Origin of the sequence: Vibrio sp. 1641 (assembly GCF_033339995.1) — a bacterium.
Classification (GTDB): Bacteria; Pseudomonadota; Gammaproteobacteria; order Enterobacterales; family Vibrionaceae; genus Vibrio; species Vibrio alginolyticus.
In genome coordinates this window covers 151,905-164,076 of the sequence record NZ_JAWOVP010000006.1, presented here as the reverse complement: position 1 = coordinate 164,076, position 12,172 = coordinate 151,905, and the positions used below count along the sequence as shown (strand labels likewise).

The window sequence follows — 12,172 nt, the reverse complement described above, 5'->3', positions numbered from 1 at the left end:
TTATTTCCTTTGTTCCAACCAACTTTTGAGGACTTGAATATCGTTTTGGTATTCATTTTTGATCTCTTCAACCCAGTCTGAAATGTTTTCCCACCATGCTGGCATATCAGGCGATTGCGCTTTTTGCGCCACACTTTGGATACGTTTCAGGCCAATTGAACCTGCAGCACCTTTGATTTTATGCGCTTCAGAAACAATCCCATCTTGATCTTTCGCTGTCATGTTCGAATCTAAGACATCGATATAGTCTGGCATCATATCTTCAAACATTTTTATGCTGTCGTAGACAGGTGTTGCACCAACAATGTCGACGTAAGACTCTAACATATCCATATCGAGCAAATGTGTCTCAATCACAGGAGAAGGCACTGGCTCTTCCACTGTTTCGGGACCGCTCACTACTTCCTTAGGTTGTTCTAACTGGTGAGCGAAGAATTTATCAATCACTGACTGAATGGCATTCACTGCCAGCGGCTTACTGATCGCATCATCCATGCCGTTATCTAAGTATTCACGACGATCTTTCATTACATTAGCAGTTAAGGCGACCAATGGAGGAAGATTGTTATAATGCTCGCGGTAATAATTGGCGACATCAAAGCCCGTCATATCAGGCAGTTGGATATCCAACAACGCTAAGTCGTATTTTTCTGGCACAAAGTTCACTAACGCTTCTTGGCCCGTCATTGCCACGGTGACAGAGTGCCCTAGGCTCTCAAGTAACGATTTAGCCACAGTTACGTTAAGCTCGATGTCTTCGACCATAAATATGTTGAGGCGCACATTGTCGCGTTTCGCATCAATGACTGGCTCAGCTAGTTCAACAATCGGAACGTGGATCGATACAGTAAAAGTGCTACCAAAGCCTTCCTCACTGGTAACCGTAATGTCACCATCCATCATATTGATCAGTTGCTTAGATACCGCCAAACCAATACCTGTACCGACCGCATGCAGGTTGTCCTTGCCTGATTTCACTTGGTAGTACATCGCAAAGATCTTATCTAGCTCTTCGTCTGGAATACCAATACCTGTGTCTTCCACTTCCATAATAATGGTCGCAAAATCGTCTTCGACATCCGCGCTCACTGTCATCACAACGCCACCTTCTTTGGTGAACTTCATTGCGTTGCTGACCAAGTTCCAAATCACCTGACGTAGACGGGTTGCATCCACTTCAATTGCTTTTGGCAAGTCGCTTAAACGTTCTAAGTCAAAGCGTAACCCTTTTTGTTCCGCCATCAGAGCTGAGATACTCTCAATCTCTGCGACGAAGTCTTCGAAGTTAAGTGGCGCAGGTAATAGTTCTAACTTACGGCGATCAAATTTATCCATATCGATAATATCGTTGAAGATGTTACCTAGCGTAATCGCACTCACATTGATGGTCTGCATGTGTTTACGCTGCTCTTCTGTCAACGGACTATCTAGAAGCATACGACTTAAGCCTACAATGCCATTCAGCGGCGTTCGCAGCTCATGACTGATGGTTGAGATGAAGGTAGTTTTGTCGCGGCTTGCTTTCTCTAACGACTCTTCATGGCGCTTACGTTCAGTGATATCACGACCGAACCCAACGAGACCAAGGTGGCGGCCATCTTTGCTGTAAAATGGCACTTTACGCAGCTCAAAGTAATGCTTGCGACCATCTGGGTATTCGAGCCATTGCTCGTAAGTAATCGCTTGATTATCGGCAAAAACCTTTTGGTCAGTATCAACGATATGCTCGGCGATTTCTTTGCTATACACATCCCAAGGGCTTAATCCGACTAACTGGTGCTCTTTCTTGCCCGTTAGCTCTTCCATCGCGCGGTTACAGCCAGAGAAAACACCATCCGCATTGCGGTAGTAAATTAAGTCTGGTGAGGCATCAATAAATGAACGTAGTAATGCGGTACGTTCTGCCAGCTCTAATTGAGTACGTTCGCGTTGGAACACCTCGTTTTCGAGGTCTTGCATCGCCTCTTCACGTGCTTCTTCCGCTTTAATACGCTCTTCAATTTCTTGGTTAAGCTTTTCAATGTTTTGTTGAAGTTGGTAATTCAGCTCTTGATCTCGCGAACGCATGTCCTTCAGTTTGGACACCAGCTTAGTTAAACGCTGGCGAGACTCTTCTAGTTGATCGACAACCACAGAGAGGAAGTAAACCGCCCAAGGGGTGATCAATAGACCAAAAAACACCGAACGGACAATGTCGATATCATCTACTCGCCCTTTGAGAGCTAAAGTAATCCCTACCTGCACCACAACAGCTAATGCCACCAGCGCAAGGGCTAGCAAAATAGAGAAGCGAACAATCCCCAGTTTGACTAGCAAGTCGACATAATACTGGGCGAGATTTTTCATGGGTTTCATTAACTACTCCATGGTGGTGGCTAGATAGCGCCATTCGATGATGAAAAACAGGTAAATGCACTCGACCTAACGCAATTTAGGTCTGTTTGATTAGTGAAAAACACACGGTGCGATCTGCGCTTGTGACACGAGATAGAAAGATAAACCAACGAGCACACAGGCTTCTGTAATTTTAACGTGTTTAATACGGTGATTTAAACAATCAGCTATCAACTTAGAGCAAGCGGTCACAAAGCGTTAGCAAGAACTGGGGTGAATACAGGTGCGATTACGTCCATCAGCTTTAGCTTGATATAACGCACTGTCAGCCATAGCGATGCCCATTTCGGGTTCATCACCATGCTGAGGAATGTAAGAGACCAGACCGATACTGACGGTAAGGCGTTCAGATGCTTCTGAACTGTCGTGTTCCATATCAAGCTGTAGAATTTTCTCATGAATACGCTGCGCTACGTTGCGCGCACCTTCCGTGGTGGTATTCGGCAATATAAAACCAAACTCCTCGCCACCATAACGCGCAACACAATCCGAAGAACGATTGATGACTTGTGTAAACACGGTAGCAACACTGACTAACGCTTCATCACCTTGTTGGTGACCGTAACAGTCGTTGTAATCTTTGAAAAAGTCGATGTCACATAACATGATGGTGAGCGGCAGCTTTTCTCTAGCATGGTGGTACCACAATACCTGCAGTTGTTCATCGAAACGGCGTCGGTTCGATACTTGAGTTAAGCTATCCATAAAGCTCAATTTTTCTAACTCTAGGTTGGCTTTTTCCAACTTTTGTTCTGCAAGATAACGCTCAGAAATATCACGCGCCATGATCAGCACACCATTCGTTCCTGATGCTTTATCTTTAAAAGGCGATTTCACCACATCAAACCACGTACTTTTACCATCACTACTCACGACTTTATCTATGTATCGAACTGGCTCTAACTGGCGTAATGCTTCTAAGTCACTGTCTGCTAAGCGCGCGTACATCTCTTTAGGAATCACGTCTTGGAGGCGCTTACCTATCAAATCAGAAATTTTTGAAATGCCTAACGCCTTAACAAAAGGCTGATTACACGCTTGATAGACCATGTTCTCATTGAAAATACCAATAGAGTCCGGACTGGCATCCAGAATCGTTTGTAAGATAGTATCTCTTTGCGCTAGCGCCACCTCTGTATCTTTGCGACGCTCCATTTCATCTCGCAGATTCTGTTGCATCTTGTGCCATTCAGTCACGTCATGACTAATAGACAGCGTTCCGATAAGCTCACCACTCGGCGAAACAAGAGAGTTTTGATTGACTTCCAATAAGCAACTTCGACCTTGTGGATCCGTTGTCCATTTACGTTCGCTTTTTCTGGTCATCTCACCCAAGGTCTTGGGTGCGCAAGCTTCTTCCCTTCGCCCTTGCCAGAATTGATCAAATGCTCGATTGGTCGTTAACAGATTGCCTTGGCGGTCTTGGGTACAAATCAGCTCTGAAAGTGAGTCTAATGCCGAACGTGCGATGATTAATTGCGCAAGTTCTTGTTGCTGCTCTTGGTGAGTGGCTTGATATGGCTGAGCATAAAGAATCCAAACTCGATGATTGCGCAATAAACTCTTTCTGCCTGACAGCTCCACTTTAATAGATTCACTATCAGATAGTCGCCAGTCAAAAGCCTGCTGACGAAAATGACGACTAGAGAAGCGAGCGAGAAACTGCTCAAGCTCATGAATATCGAATAAAGCAGGATACAAATACCTCGTTCCCAAAGAGCGAATGCCTAATAACTGCATCGCAGCCTGGTTAGATAGCAAGAGCTGAGCATGGCTAGTGTCCACCACTATGACTGGATAGGGAGAATCCGTTACTAGTTTCTTAAGTGACGTCTGAAAGTGCAAATAGATCAGTGCTAACGCACACACGCCTGCGATTAATAACAAGACGACATAGCCATAACCGCCTTGACCACCCCAAAGCCAATTGAGTAACTGATCCATCGTTTAAACCTTCAAAGAACACTGGTTAAAATATATCAGTTATTTATTGAGCGATCTGCTATTAATTCCGGTTTAGTATAGATAAAGGTATTCCCCGTAAGACTCCCTTGAGCACCATGAGCACTGAGATCTCGACCAATTTCCGTCATCGCTAGCCAACGGTTTTCACACCACAGAGGCGATAATAACGTGGGCCTCCTGGCTGCTGATGAAACGCGATGATAAATCACATCTGGTGGTGTCATACGAATCATTTCACTGGCGATCGCAACATATTCTTCTAATTCAGGGGCTTCTAGCTTTCCAGCACGCCAAGCTTTCGCCATGGTGCTACCTTCGACAATATGCAAGCCATGTAACTTGATGCCATCCGTTCCCACGGCCAACACTTTTTGCAGCGTTTCAATATTTTCGGCGCGGGTTTCTTTGGGTAAACCCACAATTAAGTGAGTACAAACCTTGATTCCGAGTGTTCGCGCACGCTTAGTGATTTCGGCATAACACTCAAAGTCATGACCACGATTGATACGTTTTAGGGTGTCATTGTTGGCGGTTTGAAGACCTAGTTCTAGCCAAATTTCATAACCTTGCTGTACATAGCCCGACAGTAAATCCAATACCGCATCAGGGACGCAATCAGGACGCGTCCCCACACAAAGACCAACTATGTCTGCAGCCTTTAGTGCTTCCTCATACATGTTTTTGAGAACTTGTACTTCGGCATAGGTACTGGTGTAGGCCTGAAAATAAGCGAGATACTTCTTCGCTCTGTGAATTTCACCTGCGCGATCTTTTAACTGTTCGTGAATGCTTTTTATCTGGACTTCTTCATCTGCAAACGAAGCCACATTGCAAAATGTACATCCTCCCCGCCCAATCGTGCCATCGCGGTTAGGGCAACTAAATCCACCGTGCAATGTTAACTTATGAACCTTTTCACCGTATCGACGCTGAAGATCTTGGCCGATTGTATTGACCAACTCATGTAACTGCATAAATTCTCACCAACAATAAATCGTAATCAATCTCACTACGATCTGTGTAAATAAATTACATCCCTGCAAGAAAAAACACACAATATTAATCAATTCAAACACCCATCATGCGGGTCAAAATCAATAAACTTGCATAATTAAAGGCAAAAATCGTTCATGTTGCGTAAATGTTAAACTAAAAATGCATAATTAAACGAAAAAATTGGGTCACAACGCCGACTTTTTCATTGCATTCTGAAGTGACAAAATTGTAGGATACTTACACAACCCCGTTATTTTTGTGACTTTTATTACAAAGCACACTGCGGGATTTGTCGGTGTTATCCCACTCCTACCTATATAAATCACTAGATAGTGATAATAAATAAAGGGATACCACCAAGGATTGTTTTTCTCGCAAAACTTTTCCTGCGAGATACGGAAAGGAATCAAGACCGGTCAACCTAGATCGGTGGCGATAATAAATATAAAGGACAAGACGTAATCAATAGTCTAGGTAGTATTTGCTGCCCGGTACTTTTGCGTCGACATTGAACTGGAAGGATGTATCTATGGTAGATAGAGAGCAAAATCCACAGGGTCTGTACACTCCGGAACTGGAGCATGACGCTTGTGGTATCGGTTTTGTTGCTCACCTTAAAAACCGTAAATCTCATGAAGTAGTGACTCAAGCATTGGATATGCTGGCTCGCATGGAACACCGTGGTGGTCAAGGTTGTGACCCATGCAGCGGTGACGGTGCGGGTATCTTGCTACAAAAACCTCATGAATTCCTATTAGAAGAAGCCGTTAAGCTAGGCATTAAACTGCCTTCGTTTGAAAAGTATGGTGTTGGTGTCGTTCTTTTCCCGAAAGACGAATACAAACGCGAGCAATGCCGTGACATTCTAGAACGTAACGCACAACGTCTAGACCTTGAAGTTATCGGCTACCGCGTATTGCCAACCGATAACTCAATGATCGGTGCAGACCCACTAAGCACAGAGCCTCAATTTGAGCACGTGTTTATCTCTGGTGGCCCGGGCATCACGCCTGAAGAGCTAGAACGCAAACTTTACGTACTTCGTAATTACACCGTACGCGTTTGCCTAGAAAGCGTTTCGAACATTGGTGACGACTTCTACATTAACTCCATGTCTTACAAGACATTAGTGTACAAAGGTCAGTTAACGACTGAGCAAGTACCTCAGTACTTCCTCGATCTGCAAAACCCGACCATGGTGACTGCACTGGCACTGGTACACTCTCGTTTCTCTACCAACACCTTCCCGAAATGGCGTCTTGCACAGCCTTTCCGTTACATTGCCCACAACGGCGAAATCAATACAGTTCGCGGTAACTTGAACTGGATGAAAGCCCGTGAAGCAATCCTAGAATCAGACCTGTTCACTCAGGCTGAAATCGACATGCTTCTTCCAATCTGTCAGGAAGGCAGCTCGGATTCATCTAACTTTGACATGGCACTTGAGCTCCTAGTTCTGTCTGGTCGCAGCCTGCCACACGCATTGATGATGATGATTCCTGAAGCATGGCAAGAAAACAAAAACATGGATCCTAAACGTCGCGCGTTCTATCAGTACCATGCGAACATCATGGAACCATGGGATGGCCCGGCTTCCGTATGTTTTACTGATGGTGTTCAAGTTGGTGCGACACTAGACCGTAACGGTTTGCGCCCTTCTCGCTACACAGTGACCAAAGATAACTTCCTAGTGATGGCATCTGAATCTGGTGTTGTGGATATAGAACCAGAAAACGTTGAGTTCCGTGGTCGCCTACAGCCAGGTCGTATCTTCGTTGCAGACCTAGAACAAGGTCGAATCATCTCCGATGAAGAAGTGAAAGACACCATCGCAACGGCACAGCCTTACGAGAAGTGGGTAGAAGAAAACCTACTGAGCTTGAAGAAGCTGCCAGATGCGAGCAACCAGTTCAGCCAACCTAAGCCAGAACACCTTCTACACCGCCAACAAGCGTTTGGCGTAAGCACTGAAGAAGTGAACGAAATCATCGTTCCAATGGCGAATGACGCGAAAGAGCCATTATCAGCAATGGGTGCCGACTGGCCTCTTGCGGTTCTCTCTCATCAGTCTCAACATCTTTCAAACTACTTCAAGCAGCTGTTCGCACAGGTAACTAACCCACCGATTGACCCGATCCGTGAGCGTATGGTTATGTCGCTGAACACTTACTTGGGTAAAGACCAAAACCTTCTGACTGAAACACCACTTCACTGTCAGAAAGTCGAATTAGAATCGCCGGTTCTGGCGAACTCAGAGCTTGAAAAACTGCGTGCGATCGATAACGAGCACCTACAAGCGAAAACGTTGGATATCGTATTCCAAGCTAGTGAAGATCAAGGCAAACTTGAGCGTGCATTAAAACGTATCTGCCAATACGCAGAAGACGCGGTTATCGATGGTTACTCAATCATCCTACTCACTGACCGCGCAGTGAATTCAAACCACGCTGCGATCCCAGCAATGCTGGCAGTTGGCGCAGTGCACCACCACTTGATCCGTAAAGGTCTACGTGCGAAGTGTGACATCGTGGTTGAAACTGGTGACGCGCGTGAAACGCACCACTTTGCAACACTACTTGGTTACGGTGCGAATGCGGTTAACCCTTACCTAGTGATTGAAACCATCATTGAACTTCAACGTACGAAGAAGTTGGATCCAGAAGCGAACCCTCGTGATCTGTTCAACAACTACCGTAAAGCGATTAATGGCGGTCTTCTGAAGATCTTCTCGAAGATGGGTATCTCGACGCTACAGTCTTACCACGGCGCACAAATCTTCGAAGCGTTGGGTATCCACAAATCAGTGGTCGACAAATACTTCACAGGTACGGTTTCTCGTATCCAAGGTCTAACCCTTGATGATATCGCCAAAGAAGTGCTGATCCGTCACCGCATCGGTTACCCACAACGCGAAATCCCAATTCAAATGCTGGATGTTGGTGGTGTTTACCAATGGAAACAGCGTGGTGAGAAGCACCTATTCAACCCAGAAACCATTTCTCTACTGCAAGAGTCTACGCGCAACAAGAACTACGATCAGTTCAAGCAATACGCGACTGCAGTAGATAAGCAAGGTGACAACGCGGTAACTCTGCGTAGCCAACTTGAGTTCATTAAAAACCCAGCAGGCTCTATCTCTATCGATGAAGTCGAGCCAATTGAAAGCATCGTGAAACGCTTCGCGACAGGTGCAATGTCATTCGGTTCTATTTCTTACGAAGCACACTCCACACTGGCAGTTGCGATGAACCGTCTTGGCGCGAAATCGAACTCTGGTGAAGGTGGTGAAGACCCAATGCGTTTCGAGCGCAAAGAGAACGGCGATTGGGAACGCTCAGCAATCAAACAGGTGGCTTCAGGTCGTTTCGGCGTAACCTCCTACTACCTAACCAACGCTGATGAGCTACAAATCAAGATGGCTCAAGGTGCGAAGCCAGGTGAAGGTGGTCAGCTACCAGGCGATAAAGTAGACGATTGGATCGGTGCAACACGTCACTCTACTCCGGGCGTTGGTCTTATCTCGCCACCGCCACACCACGATATCTACTCAATCGAAGATTTGGCTCAGCTTATCTACGACTTGAAGAACGCGAACCGCGCAGGCCGTGTAAACGTGAAGCTGGTATCAGAAGCAGGCGTAGGTACGATCGCTTCTGGTGTAGCGAAAGCGAAAGCGGACGTTGTACTAATCGCAGGTTTCGACGGCGGTACAGGTGCATCACCAATGTCTTCAATCCGCCATACAGGTCTTCCTTGGGAACTTGGCTTGGCAGAAACGCACCAAACGCTACTGAAGAACGGTCTACGTAACCGTATCGTGGTTCAAGCGGATGGTCAGATGAAGACACCTCGCGACCTTGCAGTGGCAACACTACTCGGTGCAGAAGAATGGGGCGTGGCAACCGCAGCATTGGTGGTTGAAGGTTGTATCATGATGCGTAAGTGTCATAAGAATACCTGTCCTGTTGGTATCGCGACTCAAAATAAGACACTTCGCGAGCGCTTTGATGGCCGCGTAGAAGACGTCGTAACCTTCTTCCAATACATGGCACAAGGTCTACGTGAAATCATGGCTGAACTTGGCTTCCGCACTATCGATGAGATGGTCGGTCAAGGTCAGAAGCTGAAGATTCGCCAAGACGTTTCTCACTGGAAATACAAGAACCTAGATCTGTCTCCTGTTCTTCACGTTGAGCAACCACGTGAAGCTGATGGTGTATTCAACCAAGCTCAGCAGAACCACAACTTAGAAGAAGTGCTAGACCGTAAGCTGATTCAAGCAGCGATTCCTGCACTCGAGAAAGGCGAAGCGGTGAATGCCGAGTTCCCTATCGTTAACACGGACCGCTCTGCAGGTACCATGTTGTCGAACGAAATCTCGAAAGTGTACAAAGATGCCGGTCTACCTCAGCCAATGAACGTGAAGTTCAAAGGTTCTGCGGGTCAGTCATTCGGCGCATTCCTAGCTAAGGGCGTGAAGTTCGAAGTAGAAGGCGACGCGAACGACTACTGGGGTAAAGGCTTATCTGGCGGTACCTTAGTACTTTACCCAGATGCAAAATCAAGTATTGTCGCGGAAGACAACATCGTGGTTGGTAACGTGTGTTTCTACGGTGCAACTTCGGGTGAGTCTTTCATTCGCGGTATGGCTGGTGAACGTTTCTGTGTTCGTAACTCAGGCGCGAAAGTAGTAGTAGAAGGCGTCGGTGACCACGGTTGTGAATACATGACTGGCGGTGCAGCCATCATCCTTGGTTCAACAGGTCGTAACTTTGCCGCTGGTATGAGTGGAGGCGTGGCTTACGTATGGGATAAATCAGGTGACTTTGAGTCAAAACTGAACCCAGAGCTAGTAGACCTAGATCCAATCGAGCAAGAAGACAGAGATCTATTACTCGACATGCTAACTAAGCATGTTCAATTCACAGGAAGTGAAGTCGCTCAGTCTTTCCTAGACAACTTTAAAGCAAGCCTAGCCTCTATGGTTAAGGTAATGCCGCGTGACTACAAAGCGGTTCTTCAAAAGCGTAAAGCTGAAGCACAGTCTCAAGGAAACGAAACTCAAGTGGAGGCCGTATAATGGGTAAGCCTACTGGATTTTTAGAGCATGGTCGTGAACTACCACAGAAGATCGACCCAGCTGAACGCATCAAGAACAACAAAGAGTTCGTCCTGAACGAGGAGTTTGGTGACAAAATCAATACTCAAGCTTCTCGTTGTATGGATTGTGGTGTGCCGTTTTGTCATAACGGCTGCCCTATCGGTAACATCATCCCAGAGTTTAACGATGCAGTTTATCGTGATAGCTGGGAAGAAGCATGGAACATTCTAAGCTCAACCAATAACTTCCCAGAGTTCACTGGTCGTGTTTGCCCTGCTCCATGTGAAAGTGCTTGTGTACTTGGTATCAACCAAGATCCAATCACTATCTGTAATATCGAGAAAACCATCGTGGAAACGGCGTATCGTGAAGGGTACGCCAAACCAAAAACACCACGCTCTCGAACTGGCAAAACCGTTGCGATCATCGGTTCGGGCCCTGCTGGCCTTGCGGCTGCTGAGCAGTTAAACAGCGCTGGTCATACTGTGACGGTATTCGAGCGAGACGAGAAAGTGGGCGGTCTGCTACGTTTTGGTATCCCAGACTTTAAACTGAGCATGGAAGTCATTGATCGCAAGATCAATCTAATGGCAGAAGCTGGCATTGAGTTTAAAGTAAACCAACACGTCGGTGTTGATGTAAATGCTCAACAATTGCGTCAAGAGTTCGATGTGGTTCTACTAACCGGTGGCTCAACGGTTCCACGTGATTTGCCCGTTCCGGGTCGTGAACTAAAAGGCGTTCACTTCGCGATGGAATTCCTAGGTCAAAACAACCGTCGCGCCAATAACATGGACCTGAAAACGGAAGAAATTCACGCTGCGGGTAAACATGTTGTGGTTATCGGTGGTGGTGATACGGGTTCAGACTGTGTGGGAACATCAAACCGTCACGGCGCAGCAAGTGTAACTCAAGTGGAAATCATGCCGATTCCACCAGAGAAGCGCCCAGCCAATATGCCTTGGCCTCAATACCCAATGATCCTACGTACTTCGACCTCTCATGAAGAAGGTGTCGATCGTCACTGGAACATCCTGACCAAAGAGTTCATCGGAAATGACAAAGGTGAAGTCACAGGCCTTCGTCTTGCTGATATCGTTTGGCAAGATGCAAAACCAGGCGAGCGCCCAAGCTTCAAAGAAGTAGAAGGCAGCGAGCGTGTGATTCCATGTGATATGGCATTTCTAGCGATGGGCTTCCTACACCCTGAACCAACAGGCGTACTTGCTCAACTGGATATCGCACTAGACGATCGCGGTAACGTAGCAACTCAAGATTTTGCTACTAACCAAGAAGGCGTATTTGCTGCTGGTGATATGCGAACAGGCCAATCTTTGGTGGTTCGTTGTATCAATGAAGGCCGCGAATGTGCCCGTGCTATCGATGATTATCTAATGGGTGGCACAAACCTAGAAGCAAAAGCAGATTCACTGATGCTTTCTGCTTAACGAAGCAGTCACGCTTCTCTCTTTCAATTGCCTAATAGCCATCAGCAATATCGATGGCTATCGGTGAAGAAAGAAAACAATTCCTTCCAATCTTTCTATTTTGACCAGCATTTTATGCTGGTCTTTTTTATCTCCCACAGAATCAAATGTTACTTTTTTGTAACAATCAATTTTCTATCTATTTGAAATTATTAAACTATTTTAGCTTATTAAATGGTAAATCGTATATTCACGTGATGATCCACTAATAACTTGACCTTTTTTACAA

The 12,172-nt window shown here is 46.1% G+C and carries 5 protein-coding genes; 2 read left to right on the top strand and 3 right to left on the bottom strand.

All coding sequences use genetic code 11. From position 1 onward, the window contains the following. The 3 genes from arcB to R7Z47_RS14635 form a co-directional block, all read right to left on the bottom strand. Nucleotides 1–2,355 carry an aerobic respiration two-component sensor histidine kinase ArcB gene (arcB, locus tag R7Z47_RS14645; RefSeq protein ID WP_053306885.1) on the bottom strand — a complete coding sequence of 785 codons (2,355 nt, stop codon included), beginning with the start codon at nucleotides 2,353–2,355 and terminating at the stop codon, nucleotides 1–3. A gap of 237 nt (nucleotides 2,356–2,592) precedes the next feature. Next, nucleotides 2,593–4,338, bottom strand: a complete 1,746-nt coding sequence (locus tag R7Z47_RS14640) for a GGDEF domain-containing protein (protein ID WP_053306884.1) — start codon at nucleotides 4,336–4,338, stop codon at nucleotides 2,593–2,595. Nucleotides 4,339–4,373: 35 nt separating this feature from the next. Continuing rightward, nucleotides 4,374–5,333: a TIGR01212 family radical SAM protein gene (locus R7Z47_RS14635; protein ID WP_137281717.1), complete on the bottom strand. Its 960-nt coding sequence runs from the start codon at nucleotides 5,331–5,333 to the stop codon at nucleotides 4,374–4,376. A 551-nt stretch (nucleotides 5,334–5,884) separates the two neighbouring features. Here R7Z47_RS14635 and gltB point away from each other — a divergent pair. Both gltB and R7Z47_RS14625 read left to right on the top strand, forming a co-directional pair. Continuing rightward, a complete protein-coding gene (gltB, locus tag R7Z47_RS14630) occupies nucleotides 5,885–10,435 on the top strand; it encodes a glutamate synthase large subunit (protein ID WP_033906099.1) in 4,551 nt (1,516 codons plus the stop codon). After that, a complete protein-coding gene (locus R7Z47_RS14625) occupies nucleotides 10,435–11,904 on the top strand; it encodes a glutamate synthase subunit beta (RefSeq protein ID WP_025768420.1) in 1,470 nt (489 codons plus the stop codon). The genes gltB and R7Z47_RS14625 overlap by 1 nt, the downstream gene beginning before the upstream one ends. Nucleotides 11,905–12,172: the final 268 nt, after the last annotated feature.

Excerpts from the sequence above, each read along its gene's own strand:
- arcB (WP_053306885.1), bottom strand. The coding sequence starts at position 2,355 with ATGAAACCCATGAAAAATCTCGCCCAGTATTATGTCGACTTGCTAGTC.
- R7Z47_RS14640 (WP_053306884.1), bottom strand. The coding sequence starts at position 4,338 with ATGGATCAGTTACTCAATTGGCTTTGGGGTGGTCAAGGCGGTTATGGC.
- R7Z47_RS14635 (WP_137281717.1), bottom strand. The coding sequence starts at position 5,333 with ATGCAGTTACATGAGTTGGTCAATACAATCGGCCAAGATCTTCAGCGT.
- gltB (WP_033906099.1), top strand. The coding sequence starts at position 5,885 with ATGGTAGATAGAGAGCAAAATCCACAGGGTCTGTACACTCCGGAACTG.
- R7Z47_RS14625 (WP_025768420.1), top strand. The coding sequence starts at position 10,435 with ATGGGTAAGCCTACTGGATTTTTAGAGCATGGTCGTGAACTACCACAG.